Genomic DNA, 25,339 nt, shown 5'->3' on the forward strand with positions numbered 1-25,339 from the left:
GACCCTGTGCCCTGCCGATGTCACCGCATTGAGCGCACGAAACGCACGGCGGCGCGCCCGTCGCGGACGCGGTTCTCCCAGGTGATCCCGCCGACCAGGAGCACCAGGCCTGCGACGCCGATCAGCACCCAGCGCGGCAGCCCCCAGCCGTACGGCGCGAGCTCCACGATCGCGACGAGCGCCAGCGCGGCCCCGCCCGCCACGAACGGTGCCTGCCACCGCAGCGCGAGACCGGCCGCGAGGAACGCCGCCGCGACGGCGCCCAGCACCGCCGCGCGGATCGAGACCGGATCGGTCAGGACCACCAGCGCCGTCGGCAGCAGGCCCAGCACGAACCCGCTCCCGAGCGCGACCGTGGTCGAGAGCTCGGGATCGCGCCGCAGGGCGATCCAGCCCACCAGCAGGGCAGCGACCGCGAACGGCACGGTGTAGGCCTCGACCTGGGTGACCTCGGACGCCGCGAGCCGCAGGATCCACGCCAGACCGAGCAGGACGGCGGCGGGGATCCTGACCCAGCGACGGCCCGGCACGATCAGGCCCACGCCCATCGCGGTCACACCGACCGCGGTGAGCCACGCCGAGAGCCACGCGAGGTCGCCCAGCGCGACACCGGAGAGCAGCAGGACCAGCGCCACGGCCGACCCGACACCCTCGAGCGTCACGCCCGGTGACCAGCCCAGCGGCGGTTGCACCAGCCCTGTGCCCACGACCGCCATCACGAGCGCGACGGCGAGCAGGATGCTGATCGCGGGCCGCGCACCGAGGTCGATGTCCGGGTGCGTCACGAGCAGCAGCGAGGACGCCAGGATCCACAGGCCCGCAGCCGGCGTCGACACGACGGTGAGGTCGGAGCGGGTGCTGACGACGGCGTGGACGACCAGCACCACGACCGCCGCGGCGGCGACGACCAGGATCCCGTTCCAGACCGCGGTCGCCACCAGCGGGGACAGCACGACCACCGCGAGGCCCACCGCCTCCCAGCCCAGCCCGGCGCGACGTCCGACGACCAGCAGCACCACACCCGCGGCGAGCGTCACGGCGGCGAGGACGACCAGGGGCACTCCTGCGGCGACCAGCACCGCAGCCGCCGTCGCCAGCACCACGAGTGCCGCGGTAAGGTCACCGGCCCGTCGCAGGGCCGGTGTCGATCCGCGGCCGCGGCCGGCAGCGACCAGCATCGTCGCGAGGCCGGCGCCCACCACGACCGTGATCCACCCGTGGAGCGTCTCGACCTGCCCGAGCCCGGGCGTGTCGGCGAGCAGCGGCCGGTCGCGCGGCCCCCGTGCGGCGGCATCGACGATCGTGCCGAGCGGCGCGAGGCCGGCCAGCCAGGCGACGATCAGCGGCGCCGACAGCACCCCGCCGGCCACGACGAGCCCGGTGCCGACCTGGCTCACCCCGACCGACGCGGGAAGCCGGAGCACCATGACGAGCGCCGCGAGGGCCGCGACCCACACGAGCCACGCCTGCCCGTCGAGCGGGTCGACGAGCGGCAGGCCGACCAGGAGGGCCAGCAGCAGCACGCCTGCGGCGACACCGACGGCCCGCAGCTCCCGCCGCACCGCCAGGCAGGCCGCCGCGACGGTGACCAGCAGGAGCGGGAGCCCATGGACCTGACCGACGTAGGCGTCGAGGTCTCGGTGCGCCGCCGCCTCCACGACGGCGGCGACGGTCGTGACGACGCCGCACGCCCCGGCGACGACGCCGGACACCGCTGCCCAGACCTTCTGGCTCAGCAGCACCGCACCGGTCGCCACCGCGGCGGCCAGCAGCGTGAGGATCGCCATGACCCAGAACAGGCGCACGTCCTGCTCCCCCAGCGCGGAACCGACCGTGGCCACGACCGGCACGAGCGCCAGCCCGGCGACGACCTCCAGCGACACGACGGAGTGGTCGGCCACGCGCCGCGCGACGGTCCCGACGACCACGGTCGTCAGGCTCATCAGGACCCACCACGGCACGGCGACCTGCCAGCCCTCCAACCCGTCCAGACCGAACAGGCCGAGCCCGCACGCCGCGAACCAGTCGGCGGACACGAAGCCGACGAACACGAGCCACAGCGCCTCGGAGGATCCACGCAGGCGCCGCGCGAGCGACCAGCTGCCCGCGCCGCCCACGCCGACCGTCAGCACGGCCAGGATCGCGGCACGGCCGCCAATCCCCATCGCGCTCCAGGCGAAGGACACGAAGATGATCGCGGCGACGACGAGCAGCGTGGCGCCCAGGCCGAGCAGGACCGAGCCCGCCGAGAGACCGCCGCCGGCGGCCGGGGCTCCCGTGACCGGCGGGACGCCCGGCATCGGCGGGGGTCCCACCGCCTGCGTCGGAGGCGGCGGGACGGCAGGAGCGACCGGCGCTGCGACCGGCGGCGCCACCGGCACGGCCCGGGCCCGCGCGGTGGCGACGAGCTCGTCGATCTGCTCGAGGTGGCTCCAGATCTCGGCGACCTCGGGCGACCGGACGTCGAAGCCGCACACGCCGCAGGTCTGACGTCCCTCGAGGAGCGCTCGGCAGTCCGGGCACCTCGCCGCGTCGGCGTACTTCATGGCAGCTTCAGTCCTTTGGTCGACGGGTCCCGGCTAGGACGCGTCAGGTCCCTCGGATGTTCCCGCCGTCCCAGCATCGAGCACGACGACGCACTCCACGTGGTGCGTCATCGGGAACAGCGCGAAGGCCCGGACGTCGCGGACGCCGTAGCCGAGGTCGGCGAAGCGGGCGAGGTCGCGCGCCAGGGACGCCGGGTCGCACGAGACGTAGACGATCCGCCGCGGTCGCAGACCGACGATGTCGCGGACGGCCTTCTTCGCCCCGGCCCGCGGCGGGTCAAGCACGACGACGTCGGCCGACCCGATCGAGCGCGTGACCCGCTCGGTCGCGCCGTTGCGCACCTCGGCCTGCGGCAGGTCGGCGAGGTTGCGCCGCGCCTCGTCGGAGGCCACGCGGTCCCACTCGACGCTGACGACGTGCCCGGCGGCCCCGACCTGCTCCGCGGCGAAGGCCGAGAACAACCCCACCCCGGCGTACAGGTCGGCGACGCGGTCGCCCGGTCGGAGCTCCGCAGCTGCCATGACGGCGTCGACCAACGTCTCGGCGGCCCGCGGGTGGACCTGCCAGAAGCCCCCGGCGGCAACGCCGAAGTGACGGTGGTGGACCCGCTCGGTGACGCGGCGCGGACCCTCGACCCGGCGTCCGTCGGCGATCAGGGCGCTCTGCCCGGTCGAGGAGAGGACCGCCTCGACCCGCTCGCTCGACGCCGGAGCGTCGGCGGTCGTCGGCAGGTCCGGATGCGCGATGAGGCAGGTGTCGATCGGCACGACCTCGTGCGACCGGTGGGCGCGCAGCCCGAGCCGGCCGTCCGCGCCCCGCGTGTACTGCATGCGCGTGCGCCACCCGAGCGACGGCGCGACCTCCTCGACCTCGCCGTCCCAGTCGAGTCCGGCGAGACGGCGGAGCTGCTCGCGCACGACGTCGCCCAGCAGGCGCCGCTGCGCCGCGAGGTCGGCGTGCTGGAAGTCGCAGCCCCCACAGGTCGTGGCCCATCGGCACGGCGGGGTCACCCGGTCCGGCGACGCCTCGAGCACCTCGACCGCGTCGGCGCGCAGGAAGCTCGACGACTCGTCCGTGACGTGGATCCGCACGCGCTCGCCCGGCAGCGCGTGCCGCACGAAGACGACCTGACCGTCCAGGCGCGCGACGCAGTGGCCCCCGTGGGCGACGGGGCCCACGTCGACGATCGGCAGGTCGGCGTGCTCAGCCTCAGGCACGGGGCTCGTTCTCGCCGTCGCGCCCGCGCACCTGCACGCCGCGACGCACGTCACCGGCCAGGGGCCGCTCCGACCTCATGCGGGCCAGACCGGCCGAGCTGAGCTGGAAGGGCACGCTCGTGACCATGACGCCGGGGACGAACAGGAGACGGCCCTTGAGCCGCAGCGCGGTCTGGTTGTGCAGCAGCTGCTCCCACCAGCGACCCACGACGTACTCGGGCACGTAGACCGTGACGACGTCGCGCGGCGAGGACCTGCGGCGCTCCTTGACGTAGCGCACGACGGGCCGCACGAGCTCGCGGTAGGGCGAGTCCAGCACGACGAGCGGCACGTCGATCTTGCGCCGCTCCCACTCCTGCTGGAGGGCGAGGATCTCGTCGGGGTCGTAGGAGACCGTGACGGCCTCCAGGGAGCTGGGGCGCGACACCTTGGCGTAGGCCAGGGCCCGCATCGTCGGCTTGTGCAGCTTGGAGACCAGGACGATGCCGTGCACCCGCGACGGCAGCGTCACGTCGGCGTCGTCGATGGCGAGCTCTGCGGAGACCTGGTCGTAGTGGCGTCGCACCCCACGCATCAGCACGAACAGCACGACCATCGCCACGATCGCGATCCAGGCACCCGCGAGGAACTTGGTGAGGAGCACGATCACCAGCACCGTGGCGGTCATCGCCAGGCCGAAGCCGTTGACCGCGCGCGACCAGGTCATGCGCTTGCGCTCGGCCGGGTCCGTCTCGGTCGCGAGGAGCCGGTTCCAGTGCCGGATCATCCCGAGCTGGCTGAGGTTGAACGACACGAACACGCCCACGATGTACAGCTGGATCAGCTTGGTGACCTCGGCGTCGAAGGCGATGATCAGGGCCACCGCCGCCAGGGCCAGCAGCACGATGCCGTTGCTGTAGGCGAGCCGGTCGCCGCGGTGGTCGAGCTGGCGCGGCAGCCAGCGGTCGCGCGCCAGGATCGAGCCGAGCACCGGGAAGCCGTTGAAGGCGGTGTTCGCGGCGAGCACGAGGATCAGCCCGGTGCAGGCGATCGTGAAGTAGAACAGGATCGAGTCGCCGTACAGGGCCCCGGCGAGCTGCGCGATGACGGTGTGCTGCTCGAAGTCGTCGCCCACCGGCTTGCCGTCGATCATGAGCTGCGCCGCCGGGTCCTCGACGTAGCGCAGGTGCATCAGGTCGGCCAGCACGATGATGCTCATCAGCATCGTCACGGCGATCGTGCCCAGCAGGAGCAGGGTCGTCGCCGCATTGCGCGACTTCGGACGCTTGAACGCCGGCACGCCGTTGCTGATCGCCTCGACACCGGTCAGGGCCGCGCAGCCGGAGGAGAAGGCGCGCGCGAGCAGGAAGACCATCGCCAGTCCGGTGAACGACTCGTACGGGGACTCCCCCACGACCTCGTAGTCGGCGCTCTCGGCCAACGGCAGGTCTCCGGTCGCGTACCGCACGTAACCCCAGGCGGCCATGCCCAGGATGGCCAGCATGAAGGCGTACGTCGGGATCGCGAACGCGGTGCCCGACTCCTTGGTGCCGCGCAGGTTGATCGCCATCAGCAGCAGCACGAGCGCGGACGCCGCGAGGACCTCGTGCCCGCGGAGCCAGGGCAGCGCCGAGGTCGCGTTCTGCACGCCCGACGAGATCGACACCGCGACCGTCAGGACGTAGTCGACGAGCAGGGCGCTGGCCACGGTCAACCCGGCCTTCGGGCCGAGGTTGACCGTCGCGACCTCGTAGTCACCGCCGCCGCTGGGGTAGGCGTGGACGTTCTGGCGGTAGCTCGCGACCACCGTGAGCATCACGACGACTACGCACAGGCCGATCTGCCAGTTGTAGGCGTACGCGGAGAGGCCGCCCATCGACAGCACGAGGAAGATCTCGTCCGGCGCGTAGGCGACCGACGACAGCGCGTCGCTCGCGAACACCGGCAGGGCGATGCGCTTGGGGAGCAACGTCTCGCCGAGCTGCGTGCTGCGCAGCTGGCGGCCCACGACGGCACGCTTGGCGACTCGGAGGATGCCCACGCGGCGATGGTAGACCTGCCAGGGCCGCTCGGCCGACCTCCGCCGTGCCGGTCAGGTCGCGAAGGTCGTGTGCGTCTGCTGCGGGGTGCCGATGGCGGCCAGCGCGTCGAGGTCGTCGGCCGTCGGGACCCAGGCCGCAGCCTGCACGTTGGCGGCCACCTGGTCGGGGCGGGAGACGCCCGCGATGACGGACGCGACGGCGGGCTGGGCGGCCAGTCCGCCCATCGCGAGGGTCAGCAGATCGATGTCCCGCTCGTCGGCGAACGCCTGCAGCGCGTCGATCCGCGCCCAGTCGGCGCCCTCGAGGCGGTGGGACTGCCCGTCGCCCGCCAGGCGCGTGCCCGCCGGCGCCGCCTCGCCCCGGCGGTACTTGCCGGTCAGGAGTCCGTAGGCGAGCGGGAAGTACGGGAGCAGCCCGAGGTCGAGCTCGACGCACGCCGGGACGAGCTCGGCCTCGGCCGCTCGGTTGTACAGGGAGTACTCGTTCTGGGCCGTCGCGAACGGCGTGCCACCGCGCGTGGTGGCGCGCCAGTGGGCGTCGACGACCTCCCAGGCCGCGAAGTTCGAGCAGCCGATGGCCCGGACGAGCCCCTCCTGCACGAGCTCGTCGAGCGCCCCGAGCGTCTCCTCCAGCGGCGTGACGCGATCGGGCGTGTGCAGCTGGTAGAGGTCGATGTGGTCGGTGCCGAGGCGGCGCAGGCTGGCCTCGACCGCGGTGCGGACGTAGGCCGCCGATCCACGACGCCCGCGGTCGTCGCCGTTGGCACCCTGCATGTCCATGCCGAACTTCGTCGCGAGGACGACCTCGTCGCGCCGGCCCTGCAGCGCGGCGCCGAGCAGCTCCTCGCTCGCGCCGTAGGAGTAGACGTCGGCGGTGTCGAAGAACGTGACCCCCGCGTCGAAGGCCGCGTCGACGACCGCGCGCGTGCCGTCGGCGTCCACGCGCGCGCCGAAGGCATTGCTCCCGATGCCCACCGAGGAGACCGTGATGCCGCTGTGTCCGAGATGTCGAGTCGCCATGCGTCGAGGCTAGCCCGCACGGTTATGCTCAACCGACCGGTGTTGCACGTCGGTCGCTCCCGCCCGACCGACGAAAGCCGATCGATGACCAAGCGCGCGCCCTTCTGGCGAGCAGTCGTGGCCCTGGCGGTCATCGCCGGCGCCTTCGCCCTCACGTACACCCAGTCCGCCCAGCTCGGGCTCGACCTGCGCGGCGGGACCCAGATCGTCCTGGAGACCCAGGACACCGACCGGGTCACGGCCGACGCGGAGGCGACCGACCGCGCGCTCGAGGTGCTGCGCGGGCGCGTCGACGCCCTCGGTGTCGCCGAGCCGTCGATCTCGCGATCGGGCGAGAACCGGATCATCGTCGAGCTGCCCGGCCTGCAGGATCCCGCCGAGGCGGCCGAGGTCATCGGCAGCACCGCCCAGCTGACGTTCCACCAGGTGCTCGGGCAGGCCGACCCGGCCGCCGCGCCCGTCGACGGCGAGCTCGTGCTCCCCGACGAGAGCGGCGTCCCGCTGAACCTCGGCCCGGCTGCCCTCGACGGTGACGGCGTCTCCGACGCGAACGCGCTGCTCGACAGCCAGTCGAACCGCTGGACCGTCGCGGTGGACTTCTCCGGCGGCGGACAGAGCGGCTGGCAGTCCCTCGTGCAGCAGGCCTGCGCCCTGGGTCCGGGCGTCGGGCGCATCGCGATCGTGCTCGACGAGCGCGTGATCTCCTCCCCGACCGTCCAGTCCGACCTGTGCGCGTCCGGCGGCGGCAACCAGACCTCGATCACCGGCCAGTTCAACGCCGAGTCGGCGAAGGACCTCTCCGCCCTGATCAAGGGTGGCTCCCTGCCGGTGCCGGTCGAGACGATCGAGCAGCGCACGATCGGCGCGACGCTCGGCGAGGCCGCGATCGACGCCTCGATCGAGGCCGCCATCATCGGCATCGCCCTGACGGGCCTGTTCATCATCTTCGTCTACCGGGTCATGGGCCTGCTGGCGACGATCGCGCTCACGTCGTACGCCCTCATCTCGTTCGGACTGCTCGTCGGCATCGGAGCGACGCTGACCCTGCCCGGACTCGCCGGATTCGTCCTGGCGATCGGACTCGCGATCGACGCGAACGTGCTGACGTTCGAACGAGCGCGGGAGGAGTACGCCGAACGCGACGAGGCCGACCGCAGCCTGCCGAAGGCCGTCACGATCGGTTTCACCAAGGCCTGGTCGGCGATCATCGACTCGAACGTCACGACCCTGATCGCGGCCGGACTGCTGTTCCTGCTCGCGAGCGGACCCGTCAAGGGCTTCGGCGTCACCCTGGCGATCGGCACGATCGCGTCGATGATCTCGGCGCTCGTCATCGCCCGCGTGCTGGCCGAGTGGGCCGCCAACCGGAAGTGGCTGCAGAAGCGGCCTGCGATCAGCGGCGTCGCCTCGACCGGCTTCGTCCGTCGTCGTCTCGACGAGCGCCCGCCGCAGCTCATCAAGCGCAGCGGCACCTGGCTGCTCGTGACCGCCGCGGTCGCGATCGTCGCGATCGGCGGCATCGTCGTCCGCGGACTCGACCTGGGCGTCGAGTTCACCGGCGGCCGTCTGCTCGAGTACTCCACGACCGAGAGCGTCGACATCGACGAGGCCCGCGAGGCCGTCTCAGCCGCCGGGTTCCCCCGCGCCGTCGTGCAGGAGTCGTCCAGCGACGGCGTCAGCGAGAACGTCACGGTCCGCGTCGAGAAGGTCTCCGACGCGGAGGTCGACCAGATCACCACCGCGATCGACGAGCTCGGCGCGGGCGCACAGATCGAGCGTGACGAGCAGGTCACGGCGAGCCTCGGCACCGAGCTGCGCAACAAGGCCCTCATCGCCTTCGCCATCGCGATCGCGGTGCAGATGATCTACCTGGCGTGGCGGTTCCGCTGGACCTTCGCGATCGCCGCGCAGGTCTCGATGGTCTCGGTCGTCCTGGCGGTCGTCGGCATCTTCGCCTGGTGGGGCAAGCCGATCGACGGCGTGTTCCTGGCCGCGGTGCTGTCGATCATCGGTCTGGCCGTGAACGACACGATCGTCGTGTTCGACCGCATCCGAGAACACCGACTCGAGAACCGCAGCCGATCTCTGCGCGAGGTCGTCAACGAGGCGATCGTGCAGACGCTGCCCCGCACCGTCAACACGGGTCTCGGCGCGATGTTCATCCTGGCGGCGCTCGCCGTCCTCGGTGGCGACTCGCTGACGGACTTCGCGATCGCGCTGCTGCTGGGCCTGTCGATCGGCATCCTGTCGACCGTGTTCACGGCCTCGGCGCTCGCGGTCGTGCTCGAGGAGCGCTGGCCGGACAACCCCGACGGCAAGCCCGCGAAGGTCACCGATCCGTACGCCCACATCGAGGACGGCAAGGCCTCGGCCAGCTCCGCCAATCCCTACGGTGGCGGCGGACCCGACGGCTCCGGCGCGGTCCTCTAGCCGAGGATGGTCGGCCCACCACCCCCCTCGGCGACGGCGGACGCCCGACCGGCTCGCCGCTCGCGGTGGGCGACCTTCGGGCGCCCACCGCGCCTGATGGGCATCGACGTGGCCCGTGGTCTGGCCATCGTGGGGATGATCGGCGCGCACACCGGCTCCCTCCCCGAGCTCCTCTGGCGCGATCCGAGCACGTGGGGGTCGCTGGTCCACGGGAGGTCGGCGATCCTGTTCGCGCTGCTCGCCGGTGTGTCGGTGGCTCTCGCGAGCGGTGGCACCACCCGTCCGACGGGTGAGGCGCTGCGCAGTGCGCGGCTGAGGATGGCCGGGCGCGCCCTCGTCGTGCTGGCGATCGGTCTCTTCCTGGAGGGTCTCGGCACCGAGATCGCGGTCATCCTTCCGGTCTACGGCGTGCTCTTCCTGCTCGTCATCCCGTTCTTGGGGCTGCGTCACCGCACGCTCCTGGTGGCCGCGGCCGCGATCGCGCTGCTCGGGCCCCTCGCCGTGGCCACCCTCCAGGCGATCGCGCTCGGGCGGTCCGGTCCTGGGGTGCTCTTCCTGCTGCAGGGCACGTATCCGATCGCCGTGTGGCTGCCGCTCATGCTGACCGGGCTGGCGCTCGGTCGGCAGGCGCTCGGCACGATCCGGGCGGCCGCGCTCCTGCTCGTGGCCGGGGTGCTGCTCGCGGGTCTGGGCTACGGGGTCGGCAACGCCGTGAACTCCGCGATCGGCGGTCCGCGCGAGGGGGTGCCCGTCAGCGACACCTCATCGGGCTCGGACGAGTTCGACTACTACTACGACGACGTCGTGCCGGGCGAGGGCGGCAGCTACGTCGAGCGGCTGCAGGAGATCGGCGGTTTCTCGAACGTCCCCGAGACGGCCTTCGGCGTCACGCCGCACTCGGGCGGCACCTTCGAGACGATCGGCTCCGGTGGCTTCGCGCTGGCCGTGCTGGGCCTGTGTCTTCTGCTGGCGCGGCCGCTGCGCTGGGTGCTGATCCCCGTCGCTGCGCTTGGCTCGATGCCACTGACGGCGTACTCGACCCACGTCGTGTCGATCGCCGTGATCGTCTGGCCGTTCGGACTCGCGCCGACCGCCTTCGGATGGCCGCCATCCTTCGACGGCAACGGCCTGTGGGCGAGCTCGGTGATCGTGCTGATGGCGGCGTGCACCGCCTGGGCGCTGACGCTCGGCCGCGGGCCGGCGGAGCGTCTGACCGCCTGGGGTGCACGCCGCATCAACGGCGAACGGGACTGACGAGGCCAGCAGCGCCAGCCGCCGGATGGCCGTCAGTGGGCGGCGTCGTGCCAGGTGCGGCCGGTGCCGACCGACACGTCGAGCGGCACGGAGAGATCGGCGGCGGCACCCATCTGCTCGCGGACGAGCTCCTCGACCGCGTCGCGCTCCCCCGCCGACACCTCGAGCACGAGCTCGTCGTGCACCTGCAGGAGCAGACGTGAGGTGAGCTGCTGCTCGCGCAGGCCTCGCTGGACGCCGAGCATCGCGACCTTGATGAGGTCGGCGGCCGAACCCTGGATGGGGGCGTTGAGCGCCATGCGCTCGGCGATCTCGCGGCGTTGACGGTTGTCGCTCTGCAGGTCGGGCAGGTACCGCCGGCGGCCCAGCATCGTGGCGGTGTAGCCCGTCTGGCGGGCCTCGTCGACCACGCCGAACAGGTAGTCGCGCACACCACCGAAGGTCGCGAAGTAGTCGTCCATCAGCACCTGGGCCTCGCCCGGCTTGATGCCGAGCTGCTGGCCGAGGCCGAACGAGGACAACCCGTAGGCCAGGCCGTAGTTCATCGCCTTGATGCGGGCGCGGAGGCCGCCGTCGATGTCGTCGGGCTCGCGGTCGAACACCTTCGCCGCCATGACGGTGTGGAAGTCGCGCCCCGACTTGAACGCCTCGATGAGCTCGGCGTCCTCGGACAGGTGCGCCATGATGCGCATCTCGATCTGGCTGTAGTCGGCCGTGAGCAGCGTCTCGTAGCCGTCGCCGACGCAGAACGCCTCGCGGATGCGGCGTCCCGACTCGGTGCGGATCGGGATGTTCTGCAGGTTCGGGTCGAACGACGACAGCCGTCCGGTCGCGGCGATGGTCTGCGCGAACGTCGTGTGGATGCGGCCGTCGGCCTGCACGGTCTTCTGCAGGCCCTCGACGGTCTGCCTCAGGCGCGTGACGTCGCGGTGGGCCAGCAGGTGCGCCAGGAACGGGTGCTCGGACTTGGCGAACAGCGACTGCAGCGCGTCGGCGTCGGTCGTGTAGCCGGTCTTGGTCTTCTTGGTCTTGGGCAGGCCGAGCTGGTCGAACAGCACCTCCTGCAGCTGCTTGGGCGAGCCGAGGTTGACCTCGCGACCGATCGCGTCGAACGCCTGCTGGGCCGCCTCCGTCATGCGGGTCGTGAACTCGGCGTGCAGCGCGTCGAGGTGCTCGGTGTCGATCGCGATGCCGACGTCCTCCATCGCGAGCAGGACGTCGACGAGCGGCAGCTCGAGGTCGTGCAGCAGCGTGAGGGCCTCGGCCGACTCCAGGTCGGGCTCGAGCACGGCCCACAGGTCGAGCGCTGCGCGGGCGCGCTGCACCGCGGTCTGGTCGGTCTCGTCCTCGAACGTCAGCTGGCCCGACGAGTCGACGTCGACGAGCTCGCGCTTGAGGTAGCGCATCGTGAGGTCGGCGAGGTCGTACGCGCGCTGGTCGGGGCGCAGGAGGTACGTGGCGATCGCGGTGTCGGCCGTGACACCGGCGACCGGCCAGCCCTGGGCGGCGAGGGCGTGCAGCTGGCCCTTCGCGTCGTGCAGGACCTTCGGGCGCGAGGCGTCGGCGAGCCAGGACGCGAGGGCCGCGTCGTCGGCCGGGTCGAGCTCGGCCGCGTCGATCCAGAGCGCGTGCCCGTCGGCCGTGGCGACGGCGAGCGAGTCGACCCGGGCGCCGACCGTGGAGGTGACCCCGACGACCTCGACGCCGACGGCCTCGGCGGTGTGCTCGTCGAGCCAGGCACCGACCTGACCGGCCTCGGGCTCGGCCAGCACGATGTCGACCGCGGCGCTGGCCGCGGACTCCTCGGTGCTGGCGCCCCCGCCCAGGTAGGAGAAGAGGCGCTCGCGCAGCGCCGCGAACTCGAGCGCGTCGAAGACCCGGTGGATCGCCTCGCGGTCCCACTCGGTGCTGAAGGCGAGCTCGGCGGGCTCCGCGCCGAGGTCGAGGTCGCGGACGAGCGCGTTGATGCGGCGGTTGCGCAGCACGTCGTCGAGGTGGTCGCGCAGCGACTGCCCGGCCTTGCCGGGGATGTCGGCCACCTGGTCGACGATCTCGCCGAGCGAGCCGTAGGTGGCGAGCCACTTCGCCGCCGTCTTGGGCCCGACGCCGGGAACACCCGGCAGGTTGTCGCTCGTCTCGCCCACCATCGCCGCGATGTCGGGGTACTGCTCAGGCACGACGCCGTACTTCTCCTCGACCGCGGCCGGGGTCATGCGGGCCAGGTCGGAGACGCCGCGCTTGGGGTACAGCACGGTGGTGCGCTCGGTGACGAGCTGCAGCGCGTCGCGGTCGCCCGTGCAGATCAGGACCTCCATGTCGGCGGCCTCGGCGTCGCGGGTGAGCGTGCCGATGATGTCGTCGGCCTCGAAGCCCTCCTTCTCGAAGGTGCGGATGCCGAGGGCGTCGAGCACCTCCTTGATGAGCGGGACCTGGCTCTTGAACTCGTCGGGCGACTTCGCACGGTTGGCCTTGTACTGGTCGTACTCGGCCGTGCGGAAGGTCTGGCGCGAGACGTCGAACGCGACGGCGACGTGCGTCGGCTGCTCGTCGCGCAGGACGTTGATCAGCATCGACGTGAACCCGAACACCGCATTGGTGTGCTGCCCCGTCGTGGTGGCGAAGTTCTCGACGGGCAGGGCGAAGAACGCACGGTAGGCCACCGAGTGGCCGTCGATCAGCAGCAGTCGGTCCACGGCGACCACCCTACGGCCCAGCGCCGACAGCCGAGCCGACAGCGTGCTCGGGTCAGCCCTGACGGCCCTCGCGGCGGCGCATCGAGCGTCGGACCGCGAGCATGCGGCCCGCGGGCGACGCCGCTCCGACCGACGCGACCTTCGCCCGCAGCGTGGTCGCGGTGATGGCCCGGACCGACGCGACCGGACTGAACCCGACCTTCGCGAGGTAGCGAGCAGGCTCACGCGCGGCACCGGGGATGATCGCCAGGTAGAGCTCGCACTGCTCCTTCTCCCCGTGCTCGGCGACCTGCAGCAGCATCTGCCAGGCGATGCCGTGACGGCGGCGGGCCGGGTCGACCACGAGGTCGGTCACGACGAGGGCGCGGGTCAGGGTGACCGGCGTGATCGTCGTGATCGTCGCGGCGACGGCGCCCACGACGACGTCCTCGTGCAGCGCGACCCAGACCGTGCGGTGCGGGTGGTCCAGGTTGAAGGCCAGTGCTTCGGACGCCTCGGCGAGGTCGGGCTCGTGCCAGAGCGCGGCGTGCCCGGCTCCGGCCTCGCCGCCCTCGACCGCCGCGTCCTGCCACAGGCGCGCCAGCTCGGCGGCGTCGTCCGAGGTGGCCTCGCGGACCGTGAGGGGGAAGCGCGGTCGCATGGGTGCCAGACTACGCCGAGTCGTCGTCCGCCCGTACCCGCTTCCCGGAGGTCCCCGTGCCCATCGGTGTCGGCACCCTGACGAACATCCTGACGATCCTGCTGGGGTCGGGCCTCGGACTCCTCGTCGGACACCGCCTTCCCGAGCGGGTGCGCACGACGGTCACGGCAGCCCTCGGCCTGGTCACCCTCCTGCTGGCCGGACAGGCCGCCGTCGCGGTGAGCGACCCGGCCTTCGTCGATGCGGTCGGGACCCAGGCGCCGGTGCTGATCGTCCTCGGCTCGCTCGCGATCGGCGGCATCCTCGGATCGCTGGTGCGCCTCGAGGACCGGGTCGCCTCCGTCGGCGGGTGGCTGCGCGGGCGTCTGGTCCGCCGCGACCACGGCGGCGGGAACGATCGCTTCGTCGAGGGCTTCGTGACCGCGTCGCTCGTGTTCTGCGTCGGCCCGCTGACGATCCTGGGATCGCTCAACGAGGGGCTCGGCCGCGGCGCCGAGCAGCTGCTCGTGAAGTCGGTGCTCGACGGATTCGCCTCGCTCGCGTTCGCCGCGTCGCTCGGCGTCGGGGTCATGGCCTCGGCCCTCAGCGTCGGGCTCGTGCAGGGCCTGCTGACCGTCGTCGGGCTGCTGATCGGCGACGTCGTGCCGGACGCACAGCTCGCGGCGTTGACGTCGGTCGGCGGCCTCATCCTGGTGGGCGTGGCCCTGCGCCTGCTGGACCTCGCGCGCTTCCCCGTGGCCGACCTGCTGCCGGCGCTCGTCGTCGCGCCGCTGCTGGTCACGGCCGTCGCCGCCTTCTGAACCGGGCTCTCGGACCCGTCATCGAATCGTTACCTGCGTCCTGCGCCACTCACGAGCCAGAGCGCCCCTCGCGGGCTATGCTCCCAAGAACTCGAGCCCCACTCGAGCCCTTCCACCCCCAGGAGACCCGCGTGCGACGGACGACCCATGTGCTCGTCACGGCGGTGCTCGCTCTCATGGTGCTCCTCCTGCCCGCCACTGCGGCGAGCGCGACGGAGGACCCGAGCCCGGCACCTGCCAGCCCGTCAGCCTCGACCACGGCGCCCACCCAGAACACGCCCCCGCAGGGCGCGTTCATCGGTGTGACGCTGGTCGACAGCTCGACCGACGACCCGATCCCCGGTGTCACGCTCGTCGTGACCGATGCCGACAAGACCGAGATCGGCGAGGGCGTCACCGACACCGACGGCCGCGCGTTCATCTCGATCCCCGGCCAGGGCGAGTACACCGTCGAGCTCGAGGAGGACACGCTCCCGGACGGCATCGAGCTGAACGGCTCGACCACCCGGACGGTCAACGCCCTCCTGGACGGCGGCAACTTCGCCCAGTTCCAGATCGGTGTCGCCGAGCAGGCCTCCGTGCCCTTCAGCGAGCGGTTCATCACGGCTCTCGTCGGCGGCATCAAGTTCGGCCTGATCATCGGCCTCGCCGCCCTCGGCCTGTCGCTGATCTTCGGCACGACGAAGCTGACGAACTTCTCGCACGGCGAGCTCATCACGTTCGGCGCGATCGCGACCTACGTCATGAACCGCGCGTTCGGGCTCCCGGTCATCCTGGCCGTCGTGGCGGCGGTGGTCGTCTCGGCGGGCTTCGGCTGGCTGCAGGACAAGTTCCTCTGGAAACCACTGCGGAACAAGGGCATCGGCATCATCGCGATGATGATCGTGTCGATCGGCTTCGGTCTGTTCCTGCGGTTCGTCTTCCAGTTCGGCTTCGGCGGCTCGCGGCGCTCGCTCTCGCAGTACGTGACCCAGCCGCGCAAGGACTACGGCTTCTTCTCCCTCGCGGACAAGGAGGCCGGCATCATCATCGTCGCGATCGTCGTGCTGACCGTGACGTGCGTCGGCCTGATGAAGACCCGCCTCGGCAAGGCGATGCGGGCGGTGTCGGACAACCCGGCGCTGTCGGCCTCGTCCGGCCTGCGGGTCGACGGCGTGATCCGGTCGGTCTGGGTCCTCGGCACGGCGCTCACCGGCCTCTCGGGAGCCCTGCTGGCCATCAACAGCCAGGTCAACTTCCAGATGGGCTTCAAGCTCCTGCTGCTGGTCTTCGCGGCGGTCACGCTCGGCGGTCTCGGCACCATCTGGGGCGCCCTGCTCGGCTCGATGATCATCGGCATCCTCTACGAGGTCGGGCCGCTCTTCGGCATCCCGTCCTCGATCAAGGAGGTCGGCGCCCTCGTCGTGCTCATCCTCATCCTGCTGGTCCGACCGCAGGGCATCCTCGGTCGACCCGAGCGCATAGGCTGAAAGGAACGTCATGGACTTCGGAACCATCTTCAGCAGCGCGCTCGCCTCGGCCCTGGGCCCGACCGCGATCGTCTACGCGCTGGCGGCCATCGGCCTCAACATCCACTTCGGCTACACGGGCCTGCTCAACTTCGGCCAGGCGGGCTTCATGGCCGTCGGCGCCTTCGGGCTCTCGGTCAGCGTCGTCACGTACGACCTGCCGTTCGCGGTGGGCATCCTGATCGCGGTGCTCGCAGCGGTCGTCCTGGCCATCGTGCTGGGCGTCCCGACCCTGCGACTGCGTGCCGACTACCTGGCGATCGCGACGATCGCGACGGCCGAGATCCTGCGCCTGATCTTCGGCGCGGTCGAGACCAAGGACGTCTTCGGCGGCTCGAACGGGCTCAGCGGGTTCGCGACCACGTTCTACGACCTCAACCCGTACAACAGCGGTCTCGACCTCGGTTTCATCTCCTACCGCCGCGGCGACCTCTGGACGCTGACGGTCGGCTGGGCGCTCGTGATCCTGGCGTGCCTGCTCGTGTGGCTGCTCATGCGCAGCCCCTGGGGCCGCGTCCTGCGCTCGATCCGCGAGGACGAGGACGCCGTGCGCTCGCTCGGCAAGAACGTCTTCGCCTACAAGATGCAGGCGCTGGTCCTCGGCGGCGTGTTCGGCGCCCTCGGTGGCATCGTGCTGGCCCTGTTCCAGAACAACGTCAAGGGCTCGGACTTCTCGACCAACGTGACGTTCTACGCCTACACGGCGCTGCTGATCGGTGGCGCGGCGCGCGTCCTCGGTCCGGTCATCGGCGCGATGATCTTCTGGTTCCTCATGACCGGGATCGGGTCGTTCTTCAGCCAGGCGACCAGCGGGACCGACCCGCTGATCCCGAGCGACATCATGTCCGACACGCAGGCCAGCCTCGTCCGTCTGATCCTCGTCGGCCTCGGACTGATGCTGTTGATGATCTACCGCCCGCAAGGGATCTTCGGCGACCGGAAGGAGCTGGCCATCGATGCCCGCTGACAACCACTCCCTCGCAGGCGTCGCCGCCGAGCCCGGCGTCGTCAAGCCCGACCCGATCGTCAAGGGCAGCAAGATCACGCGGCAGTTCGGCGGTCTCAAGGCCGTCGACGTCGAGCACCTCGAGATCCAGCGCGGCGTCATCACCGCGCTGATCGGTCCGAACGGCGCCGGCAAGACGACGTTGTTCAACCTGCTGACCGGCTTCGACGTCCCCGACTCCGGCGAGTGGTCCTTCAACGGCACCTCGCTGCAGAAGGTCCCCGCCTACAAGGTGGCCCGGCGTGGCATGGTGCGCACGTTCCAGCTGACCAAGGTGCTCTCCAAGCTGACCGTCATCGAGAACATGCGTCTCGGTGCCACGGGCCAGCGCGGCGAGAAGTTCTGGTCGGCACCGTTCCGTGCCCTGTGGTCCTCCCAGGAGGACGCGAACACCAAGCGCGCCGACGAGCTGCTGGCCCGCTTCAAGCTCGACGCCAAGCGCGAGGACTTCGCCGGATCGCTCTCGGGCGGTCAGCGCAAGCTGCTCGAGATGGCTCGGTCGCTCATGGTCGACCCCGAGCTCATCATGCTCGACGAGCCCATGGCCGGCGTGAACCCGGCCCTCAAGCAGTCGCTGCTCGGCCACGTGAAGTCGCTGCGCGACGAGGGCCGCACGGTCCTGTTCGTCGAGCACGACATGGACATGGTGCGCGACATCTCCGACTGGGTCATCGTCATGGCCCAGGGGCAGATCGTCGCCGAGGGCACGCCCGACCAGGTCATGTCCAACCCGGCCGTGATCGACGCGTACCTCGGTGCGCACCACGACACCGACATCACCGAGCTGGACGAGAGCTCCCTCGAGGCCGCGGCCGAGGCGGAGCTGGACGAGGAGGCCACCCATGGCTGAGGCCACTCCGCACGACTCCGGACGCGACGCCGAGCGCAGCGCGAACTTCTCCGAGGAGAACCAGAAGCACGCGGCCGGCGCGGACGGCGCCGTCCTGCGCGCCGACGGGCTGATCGCCGGCTACCTGCCGGGCGTCAACATCCTCAACAGCGCCGACCTGTACTGCCAGCCCGGCGAGCTCGTCGGCATCATCGGCCCCAACGGCGCCGGCAAGTCGACGCTGCTGAAGTCGCTGTTCGGACTGGTCAAGATCCACGAGGGCTCCGTGACCCTCAAGGGCCAGGACATCACGAACCAGCGCGCCGACACCCTCGTGACGGCCGGCATCGGGTTCGTCCCCCAGACGAACAACGTGTTCCCGAGCCTCACGATCGAGGAGAACCTCGAGATGGGCTGCTACCAGGAGCCCAAGAAGTTCCAGCAGCGGTTCGACTTCGTGACCGACCTCTTCCCGCGCCTCGGCGAGCGTCGCAAGCAGCGCGCCGGGTCGCTGTCGGGTGGTGAGCGCCAGATGGTCGCGATGGGCCGAGCGCTCATGATGGACCCGCAGGTCCTGCTGCTCGACGAGCCGTCGGCCGGCCTCTCCCCCGTCCTGCAGGACGAGGTGTTCGTGCAGACGCGCAACATCAACAAGGCGGGCGTCTCGGTCATCATGGTCGAGCAGAACGCCAAGCGCTGCCTGCAGATCTGCGACCGCGGCTACGTGCTCGACCACGGCCGCACGGCCTACTCGGGCACCGGCAAGGCGCTCGCGGACGATCCCAAGGTCATCGAGCTGTACCTCGGCACCCTGGGTGCCAAGAAGGCGAGCTGAACCCAGCCTCGCTGACGACGAAGGCCCCCGGACCACCTCGGTCCGGGGGCCTTCGTCGTCCCGCCCTCCTTGGGTGGGCGGTAGGTCAGCCACCTTTCAAGGGTCTCGAAAGGTGGCTGACGCACCGCCCCAGCGGTGGCACCCCCGCCACGCACGAAGACGCCCCCGGGACCGAGGTCCCGGGGGCGTCGCGCTGGTGCTTTCCGTCAGCGACGGATCAGATCGTGCCGCTGATGTACTTGATCGGCGAGATCTTGTTGTCGGCACCGTACTGGTAGATGCCGATCGAGGCGGCCGTCGGGCTGCCCGTCTCACCGAGCTCGATCGGACCGGAGACACCGTCGTAGTCGATGTCCTCGCCGGCCTCGAGCAGATCCGCGCACTCGGTGAAGGAGGTGCACTTCGTGCCACCCTCGGTCACGCCCGGGATCTCCTCGGCGATCTTGTCGCCCGCGTCGCTGTCAGCCGCGATGGCCGCCAGCGCCGAGACGATCGTCGCGTCGTACGACTCCGCCGAGTAGGTGAAGTCGGTCAGCGACGGATCGACCGCGAGCAGGCGCTCACGGAAGTCGCCCGTGGCCTCGGCACCGGGGATGGTGCCCTTCGTGCCGGTCAGCGTGCCGTCGGGCAGCTTGCCGCTGTAGTCGGCCGTGTTGCCGTCGACGAAGTACGTCGCGACGTCCTGCGGGCCGACACCGGCCGACACGAGCTGCGGGACGATCGTCGTGGTCTCCTCGAAGGCGACCAGCACGACCGCGTCCGGAGCGGCGTCCGCGATCTCCTGGACCTGCGAGTCGTACGACTGCGCGTTCTCGCCGTAGAAGACCGTCGCGGCGACGGTGCTGCCGGCGTTCTCCAGGCCCTTGCCGATCTCCTCGGCCAGCGTCTCGCCGTAGGCGTCCTGGCGGGCCAGGATCGCGACGTTCTGCTTGCCGTCCTCGAGCAGGAGGTTCGCCATGACGGCGCCCTGCAGGATGTCGGAGGGAGCGGTGCGGAAGTACAGGTCCGGATCCGCGAAGTCGCCCTCGTCGAAGGCGGTCGAGGTGTTGGCGGGCGAGAACATGACGACACCGGCCGACATGATCTTCTCGACCACGGTCATCGAGACGCCCGAGGAGGCGGCTCCGACGATGACGTCGGCATCCGCGTCGAGGAGCTTGTCGGTCTCGGCCGGGGCGATGCCCGAGTCGGTGTCACCCGAGTCGGCCTTGACGCCCACGACGTCCTGGCCGAGCACGCCGCCGGCCTCGTTGATCTCCTTGATCGCGAGGTCGACACCGGCGAACTCCGGCGGGCCGAGGAACGCGAGGCTGCCGGTCTGCGGCAGCAGGGTGCCCACCGTCAGCACGCCGTCGCTCTTGGACTCGGTCGAGCTGTTGTCACTTCCACCGTCGTCATCGCCGCCGCCACATGCGGCGAGCACCAGGGCGCTCGTCGCGGCCACGGCAGCGAGACGGAACGTCTTCGTCCTGCGCGTCATCGATCCTCCGGGATTCTCAGTGGACGCACACACCCGGTCACGGGGGCGTGCGGATTAGGAGGAACCTAACCCGTTGGCGTGTCATTTGTGTGACAGTCGCCAGGTCGCCCCTTGACGTAGCCAAGTTGTAACCAACGGCCGGGAACCTCCCGCCTGAGCAGCGCGGCAGCGAGGTCAGCCGTTGAGGCCGGGACCCTTGTCGATCACCTGGTCGGCGACCTCGCGCATCGACATGCGCAGGTCCATCGCCGACTTCTGGATCCACCGGAAGGCCTCGGACTCCGTGATGCCGAACGACTCCTGCAGGACCGACTTCGCCCGCTCGACGGCCTTGCGGGTCGCGAGGCGCTCGGTCAGGTCGTCGACCTCCGCCTCGAGCGTCGAGATCTCGGCGAAACGGCTGCGCGCCATCTCGATCGCCGGTGCGAGGTCGGACTTCTGGAACGGCTTGACGAGGTAGGCCATCGCCCCGGCGTCGCGGGCGCGGTCGACCAGCTCGCGCTGGCTGAACGCCGTCAGCAGGACCACGGGCGCGAGGCGCTGCTCCGCGATGCGGGAGGCCGCCTCGATGCCGTCGAGCCGCGGCATCTTGATGTCCATCAGCACCACGTCGGGCCGGTGCTCGACCACGAGCGCCACGGCCTGCTCGCCGTCGGAGGCCTGCCCCACGACGTCGTAGCCCTCCTCGGCGAGCATCTCGGCGAGGTCGAGTCGGATCAGTGCCTCGTCCTCGGCGATGACGATCCGGGTGGCCGGGGTCGAGGGCTCCTGGGCGGTGGTCACGTGAGAAGGTTATCGGGCCTCGCACGAGGCCGACATGGCGGAATGGTAGACGCGATGGTCTCAAAAACCATTGTCCGAAAGGGCGTGCGGGTTCGAGTCCCGCTGTCGGCACCCGGTGTGCGCCGTCAGCGCACGCTCCTGATCGGCTGCACCGATGCGGCAGCCAGCAGCGCCGTCACCAGCACCAGCACGTACAGGGTCGCGTAGCCCCAGACGTTGATGACGACGCCACCGAGGGCCGCCGCCAGCACGTACGGCAGGACGTTCGCGACGCCGATGATGCCGAGGTCCTTGCCGCGGTCCTGCTCCGACGGCAGCACCTGCGTGACGAGCGCCTGGTCGACGCTCGCGTAGGCGCCGTAGCCCAGGCCGAGCAGCACCGCACCCACCGCCGCTGCGCCCATCGTGGGAGCGAACGCCAGCACGAGCCCGGCCGCACCCTGCAGCACCGAGGAGATGACGACGAGTCGCTTGCGTCGCATCGTCCGGTCGGACCACCGGCCGGCCGGGACGGCCACGCCCGCCGCCGAGAGCGCGTACAGGACCGTGAGCACGAGCAGCGCCGTGTCGGGGTCGGACGCCCCGACCTCGTCCTTGAGGTAGAAGAACAGGTACACCTGCGCCAGCGCGTTGGAGAGCTGGATGCCGAACCGTCCGACCCAGGCCCATGCGAAGTCGGCGTGCTGCAGGGGCGCGACGAGTCCGCGCAGGACGACGCGGGTGCTCGGGCGGACGGGCCGGTCCTCCGGGTCCAGCGGGGTGCTGCGAGAGCGGCGCGCGAACGGGAGGGCGAGCACGAGGCACGCAGCGGCGACGACGAGGAACTGCAGGCGCAGGCTCCCCGACGCGACCACGGCGAGGGCGATCAGCACCAACGGACCCGCGCTCAGCGCGATGCCGTAGAAGGCCGACACGTACGCGCGCTGGGTCACCGGCACGTCGTCCGGCACCACCGCCAGGACGGCCGAGCCGGCGCTCGCGTAGCCCACTGCGACGACCGACCAGCACAGGACGACGGCCACCGGCGAGGTCGCCCATCCCTGTGCGGCGACGCCGACCGCCATCACGACGACGCCCCCGACGATCCACGGATACCGGCGCCCACGACGGTGCGTCGTGCGGTCCGACAGCACGCCAACGACGATCGCGACGACGACGGTCACCGCTGCCGCCACACCGGTGGCCCAGGCCGTCAGCGTCACCTTCGCCGCGTCGGACGAGGTGACCTGCTCGGCCTGCTCGGGCAGCACGACCTGCGCGATCGCGTAGTACGCACCGAACGTGCCCATCATGACGAGGGTCCACGGCGTCAGCCAGCGACGGCCGACGTCGGTGGTCGGGGTCGTCGTCACCGGGACGACCTGATGTGGTCGGCGTACCAGGCGTAGGAGGCACGCGGGGTGCGTTCGAGCGTGTCGGGGTCCAGGTGCACCAGGCCAAACTTCTGCCGGTACCCCTCCGCCCACTCGAAGTTGTCGACGAGGGTCCACACGAAGTACCCGCGCACGTCGACGCCCCACTCCTGCGCCGTTCGCAGGGCTGCGACGTGCTCGGCCAGGAAGGAGGTGCGACGGTCGTCCTGCACGTGGCCGTCGACCATGGGGTCGTCGTAGGAGCACCCGTTCTCCGTGACGACGATCGGCGGGAGGTCCGCGCCGTACCGCTCGCGCAGCTGGACCAGCAGCGTCGCGAGGTCCTCAGGTGCGACCGCCCAGCCGAAGTCCGTCCGCTCCCCCGTCCACCCGGGTGGCACGTCGTGCACGGCGAACGGCAGTCCGTCGGGCATCGTGACACCGTTGACGTCGGCCCCCTCCCCCGTGGCCGCCCCCACGAACGCCGGGCTGTAGTAGTTCACGCCGTACCGGTCGAGCGGCGCCGCGATCAGCCGCAGGTCGTCCTCGACGGAGCCCGGCATCAGGTCCGCGAACCCCTCCGGGTAACGCCCGAGGAGCACCGGGTCGGCGAACAAGCGGTTGTTGAGCACGTCGTAGAGGTCGGCCGCTGACCGGTCGTCGTCGGTGGTTCCCACGACCCGCACCGGCTCGTGGCTCATGGCGATCCCGACGCTCGTCGCACCGGCGGCACGCAGCGCCTGCACCGCCAACCCGTGGCCGAGGAGCTGGTGGTGTGCGGCGGGCAACGCGTCGAACAACAGCTGCCGGCCCGGGGCGTGCGCACCGAGCGCGTAGCCGAGCATCGTGACCTCGCGCGGCTCGTTGATCGTGATCCAGTGCCCCACTCGGTCGCCCAGGTGCGCGGCGACGACCTCGACGTAGTCGGCGAAGCGCTGCGCCGTGTCGCGCTCGAGCCAACCGCCTGCCTGCTCGAGCTCGAGCGGGGTGTCCCAGTGGAACAGCGTCGGCAGGGGCTCGACCCCCGCGGCCAGCAGCTCGTCGACGAGCCGGTCGTAGAAGGCGAGCCCGGCCGTCGACGTGGGCCCCGAGCCGCCGGGCACGATCCGCGCCCACGAGATCGAGAACCGGTAGGCGTCGACACCCAGTCCGGCCACGAGCGCCACGTCCTCGCTCAGGCGGTGCACGTGGTCGGTCGCCACCCGGGCGTCCGAGCCGTCGGCGATCGCACCTGGCCTGCGGCAGAACTCGTCCCAGACCGACTCACCGCGCGGGACGTCGTCGCCGGTTCCCTCGATCTGGAAGGCGGACGTCGCGACGCCCCACCAGAACCTGTCGGGCGACGTCACCATGATCGACAGCGTCGAGCATGGAACGGCCCCGCGTCCAGGTTTTCGTCAGGCCTGGATGTCCTGGTAGGCCGGCACGACCCGGTTGATGGCGTCGCCGATGCGGTGGATGCGCAGCGCGTTGGTCGACCCGGGGATTCCGGGCGGGGCACCGGCGACGACCACGACCTCCTCGCCCTCGGAGCAGCGCGCCGCGTCGAGGAGTGCCTTGTCGACCTGCATCACCATCTCGTCGGTGTGGACGACCTCCTGGACCAGGAGCGTCTCGACGCCCCAGGTCAGGGCGAGCTGGTTGCGCACCAGCTCGTGCGGGGTGAACGCCAGCACCGGGATGTGCGAGCGGTAGCGCGCCATGCGACGGGCCGATCCGCCCGTCGTGGTGAACGCGACGAGGTAGCGCGCGTCGACCGACTCGCCGACCTGCTGGGCCGCCTTGCAGACGATGCCGGTGCGGGTGCGGGCCTGCCACGTGTACGCCGCCATGCGCGGGAGGCCGTGGTCCTCGGTGGACTCGATGATGCGCGCCATCGTGCGCACCGTGTGGATCGGGTACTCCCCCACGCTGGTCTCGCCGGACAGCATCACCGCGTCGGCGCCGTCGAGCACCGCGTTGGCGACGTCGGACGCCTCGGCGCGGGTGGGACGCGGCGAGGAGATCATCGACTCGAGCATCTGCGTCGCCACGATGACGGGCTTGGCGTTGCGGCGTGCCTTCTCGACGATGAGCTTCTGCACGATCGGGACGTCCTCGAGCGGCAGCTCGACGCCCAGGTCGCCGCGGGCGACCATGAAGCCGTCGAAGGCGTCGACGATGTCGTCGAGCGCCTCCACGGCCTGGGGCTTTTCGATCTTGGCGATGATCGGGCGGTGGATGCCCTCCTCGGCCATGATCCGGCGCACGTCCTCGGCGTCACGGGCCGAACGGACGAACGACAGGGCGATGAAGTCGACGCCGAGCCGCAGCGCGAAGCGCAGGTCGTCGATGTCCTTGGGCGACATCGCCGGGACGCTGACCGCGACACCCGGGAGGTTGAGGCCCTTGTTGTTGCTGATGACGCCCGGGGTCTCGACGATCGTGTGGACCTCGGTCGAGTTGACCTCGAGCGCGCGCAGGCGCACGCGGCCGTCGTCGATGAGGATCTCGTCGCCCGGCGAGACGTCGCCGGGAAGACCCTTGTAGGTCGTGGAGCAGCGGGTCTGGTCGCCGTCGACCTCGTCGATCGTGATCGTGAAGCGGTCGCCGAGGCCGAGATCGACGGGGCCGCCCGAGAAGCGCCCGAGACGGATCTTCGGGCCCTGCAGGTCGGCCAGGACCGCGATGGCCTTGCCGGTCTGGACCGCCGCCGCACGGACGAACTCGAGGTTCGCCTGGTGGTCGGCCTGCTCACCGTGGCTCATGTTGAGGCGGGCGACGTCCATGCCCGCCTCGGCGAGCTGGAGGATCCGTTCGGCCGTGTTGACGGCAGGTCCGAGGGTCGCGACGATCTTGGCTCTACGCACCCCCCGAGCCTAGCGAGGGTGTCCCATTACCCGACAGTCACGACGCCCCCCTCCCCCGAATTACCGCTCGCGAGTG

The 25,339-nt window shown here is 71.1% G+C and carries 18 protein-coding genes and 1 tRNA gene; 8 read left to right on the forward strand and 11 right to left on the reverse strand.

The window, feature by feature from the left end; translation table 11 throughout:
- Nucleotides 1-20: 20 nt before the first annotated feature.
- Genes ABD127_RS05035 through ABD127_RS05050 form a run of 4 tightly spaced genes read right to left on the reverse strand, consistent with a single transcriptional unit; the run spans nucleotide 21 to nucleotide 6,804 of the window.
- Nucleotides 21-2,546: an SCO7613 C-terminal domain-containing membrane protein gene (locus ABD127_RS05035; RefSeq protein ID WP_344198368.1), complete on the reverse strand. Its 2,526-nt coding sequence runs from the start codon at nucleotides 2,544-2,546 to the stop codon at nucleotides 21-23.
- A 33-nt stretch (nucleotides 2,547-2,579) separates the two neighbouring features.
- Nucleotides 2,580-3,764: a class I SAM-dependent RNA methyltransferase gene (locus tag ABD127_RS05040; protein WP_344198371.1), complete on the reverse strand. Its 1,185-nt coding sequence runs from the start codon at nucleotides 3,762-3,764 to the stop codon at nucleotides 2,580-2,582.
- On the reverse strand, nucleotides 3,757-5,784 hold the full coding sequence (locus ABD127_RS05045; protein ID WP_344198373.1) for an APC family permease: 2,028 nt from the start codon (nucleotides 5,782-5,784) through the stop codon (nucleotides 3,757-3,759). Before ABD127_RS05045 ends, ABD127_RS05040 begins: the two co-directional genes overlap by 8 nt.
- Before the next feature lie 51 nt (nucleotides 5,785-5,835).
- Nucleotides 5,836-6,804, reverse strand: a complete 969-nt coding sequence (locus ABD127_RS05050) for an aldo/keto reductase (RefSeq protein ID WP_344198375.1) — start codon at nucleotides 6,802-6,804, stop codon at nucleotides 5,836-5,838.
- Between the two features lie 84 nt (nucleotides 6,805-6,888).
- Here ABD127_RS05050 and secD point away from each other — a divergent pair, with 84 nt between their 5' ends.
- Together secD and ABD127_RS05060 are read left to right on the forward strand one after the other, a co-directional pair.
- A complete protein-coding gene (gene secD, locus ABD127_RS05055; protein ID WP_344198377.1) occupies nucleotides 6,889-9,234 on the forward strand; it encodes a protein translocase subunit SecD in 2,346 nt (781 codons plus the stop codon).
- 96 nt (nucleotides 9,235-9,330) lie between these two features.
- Nucleotides 9,331-10,488 carry a heparan-alpha-glucosaminide N-acetyltransferase domain-containing protein gene (locus ABD127_RS05060; protein ID WP_344198380.1) on the forward strand — a complete coding sequence of 386 codons (1,158 nt, stop codon included), beginning with the start codon at nucleotides 9,331-9,333 and terminating at the stop codon, nucleotides 10,486-10,488.
- Between the two features lie 32 nt (nucleotides 10,489-10,520).
- Here ABD127_RS05060 and polA read toward each other — a convergent pair whose 3' ends face one another.
- Both polA and ABD127_RS05070 read right to left on the reverse strand, forming a co-directional pair.
- A complete protein-coding gene (gene polA, locus ABD127_RS05065) occupies nucleotides 10,521-13,181 on the reverse strand; it encodes a DNA polymerase I (protein WP_344198382.1) in 2,661 nt (886 codons plus the stop codon).
- A gap of 52 nt (nucleotides 13,182-13,233) precedes the next feature.
- A complete protein-coding gene (locus tag ABD127_RS05070) occupies nucleotides 13,234-13,821 on the reverse strand; it encodes a GNAT family N-acetyltransferase (RefSeq protein ID WP_344198384.1) in 588 nt (195 codons plus the stop codon).
- 56 nt (nucleotides 13,822-13,877) lie between these two features.
- Between ABD127_RS05070 and ABD127_RS05075 the strand changes: the two genes are divergently transcribed.
- The 5 genes from ABD127_RS05075 (at nucleotide 13,878) to ABD127_RS05095 (ending at nucleotide 18,799) form a co-directional block, all read left to right on the forward strand.
- Nucleotides 13,878-14,621, forward strand: coding sequence for a DUF554 domain-containing protein (locus ABD127_RS05075; protein WP_344198386.1), 744 nt, complete (start codon nucleotides 13,878-13,880; stop codon nucleotides 14,619-14,621).
- A 131-nt stretch (nucleotides 14,622-14,752) separates the two neighbouring features.
- Nucleotides 14,753-16,090 (forward strand): ABC transporter permease subunit, encoded by a 1,338-nt coding sequence (locus tag ABD127_RS05080; protein WP_344198388.1) that lies wholly within the window; start codon nucleotides 14,753-14,755, stop codon nucleotides 16,088-16,090.
- 10 nt (nucleotides 16,091-16,100) lie between these two features.
- Nucleotides 16,101-17,096 carry a branched-chain amino acid ABC transporter permease gene (locus tag ABD127_RS05085; RefSeq protein WP_344198390.1) on the forward strand — a complete coding sequence of 332 codons (996 nt, stop codon included), beginning with the start codon at nucleotides 16,101-16,103 and terminating at the stop codon, nucleotides 17,094-17,096.
- A complete protein-coding gene (locus tag ABD127_RS05090) occupies nucleotides 17,086-17,985 on the forward strand; it encodes an ABC transporter ATP-binding protein (protein ID WP_344198392.1) in 900 nt (299 codons plus the stop codon). The genes ABD127_RS05085 and ABD127_RS05090 overlap by 11 nt, the downstream gene beginning before the upstream one ends.
- Complete coding sequence (locus ABD127_RS05095; RefSeq protein ID WP_344198394.1) at nucleotides 17,978-18,799, forward strand: ABC transporter ATP-binding protein; 822 nt, start codon at nucleotides 17,978-17,980, stop codon at nucleotides 18,797-18,799. Before ABD127_RS05090 ends, ABD127_RS05095 begins: the two co-directional genes overlap by 8 nt.
- Nucleotides 18,800-19,016: 217 nt before the next feature.
- Here ABD127_RS05095 and ABD127_RS05100 read toward each other — a convergent pair whose 3' ends face one another.
- The gene (locus tag ABD127_RS05100; RefSeq protein WP_344198396.1) at nucleotides 19,017-20,279 is read right to left on the reverse strand and encodes an ABC transporter substrate-binding protein; all 1,263 of its coding nucleotides are present in this window, start codon (nucleotides 20,277-20,279) and stop codon (nucleotides 19,017-19,019) included.
- 174 nt (nucleotides 20,280-20,453) lie between these two features.
- Nucleotides 20,454-21,062, reverse strand: coding sequence for an ANTAR domain-containing response regulator (locus tag ABD127_RS05105; protein WP_344198398.1), 609 nt, complete (start codon nucleotides 21,060-21,062; stop codon nucleotides 20,454-20,456).
- Between the two features lie 28 nt (nucleotides 21,063-21,090).
- On the opposite strand from ABD127_RS05105, the gene ABD127_RS05110 reads away from it, so the two are divergent.
- A tRNA-Leu gene (locus ABD127_RS05110) sits at nucleotides 21,091-21,173 on the forward strand.
- A gap of 14 nt (nucleotides 21,174-21,187) precedes the next feature.
- Here ABD127_RS05110 and ABD127_RS05115 read toward each other — a convergent pair.
- Genes ABD127_RS05115 through pyk form a run of 3 tightly spaced genes read right to left on the reverse strand, consistent with a single transcriptional unit; the run spans nucleotide 21,188 to nucleotide 25,263 of the window.
- Complete coding sequence (locus tag ABD127_RS05115) at nucleotides 21,188-22,414, reverse strand: MFS transporter (protein WP_344198400.1); 1,227 nt, start codon at nucleotides 22,412-22,414, stop codon at nucleotides 21,188-21,190.
- Nucleotides 22,411-23,766 carry a GH1 family beta-glucosidase gene (locus tag ABD127_RS05120; RefSeq protein WP_344198402.1) on the reverse strand — a complete coding sequence of 452 codons (1,356 nt, stop codon included), beginning with the start codon at nucleotides 23,764-23,766 and terminating at the stop codon, nucleotides 22,411-22,413. The genes ABD127_RS05115 and ABD127_RS05120 overlap by 4 nt, the downstream gene beginning before the upstream one ends.
- A 45-nt stretch (nucleotides 23,767-23,811) precedes the next feature.
- Entirely contained in the window at nucleotides 23,812-25,263 is a 1,452-nt protein-coding gene (gene pyk, locus ABD127_RS05125; protein ID WP_344198404.1) for a pyruvate kinase, read from the reverse strand.
- Nucleotides 25,264-25,339: the final 76 nt, after the last annotated feature.

The organism is Aeromicrobium alkaliterrae, from assembly GCF_039529015.1.
In the GTDB taxonomy this organism is placed as follows: domain Bacteria; phylum Actinomycetota; class Actinomycetes; order Propionibacteriales; family Nocardioidaceae; genus Aeromicrobium; species Aeromicrobium alkaliterrae.

Bases quoted from the DNA above. Each gene is read 5' to 3' on its own strand.
- ABD127_RS05035 (WP_344198368.1), bottom strand. From the start codon at position 2,546: ATGAAGTACGCCGACGCGGCGAGGTGCCCGGACTGCCGAGCGCTCCTC.
- ABD127_RS05050 (WP_344198375.1), bottom strand. From the start codon at position 6,804: ATGGCGACTCGACATCTCGGACACAGCGGCATCACGGTCTCCTCGGTG.
- secD (WP_344198377.1), top strand. From the start codon at position 6,889: ATGACCAAGCGCGCGCCCTTCTGGCGAGCAGTCGTGGCCCTGGCGGTC.
- ABD127_RS05060 (WP_344198380.1), top strand. From the start codon at position 9,331: ATGGGCATCGACGTGGCCCGTGGTCTGGCCATCGTGGGGATGATCGGC.
- ABD127_RS05070 (WP_344198384.1), bottom strand. From the start codon at position 13,821: ATGCGACCGCGCTTCCCCCTCACGGTCCGCGAGGCCACCTCGGACGAC.
- ABD127_RS05085 (WP_344198390.1), top strand. From the start codon at position 16,101: ATGGACTTCGGAACCATCTTCAGCAGCGCGCTCGCCTCGGCCCTGGGC.
- ABD127_RS05090 (WP_344198392.1), top strand. From the start codon at position 17,086: ATGCCCGCTGACAACCACTCCCTCGCAGGCGTCGCCGCCGAGCCCGGC.
- ABD127_RS05095 (WP_344198394.1), top strand. From the start codon at position 17,978: ATGGCTGAGGCCACTCCGCACGACTCCGGACGCGACGCCGAGCGCAGC.
- ABD127_RS05100 (WP_344198396.1), bottom strand. From the start codon at position 20,279: ATGACGCGCAGGACGAAGACGTTCCGTCTCGCTGCCGTGGCCGCGACG.
- ABD127_RS05120 (WP_344198402.1), bottom strand. From the start codon at position 23,766: ATGGTGACGTCGCCCGACAGGTTCTGGTGGGGCGTCGCGACGTCCGCC.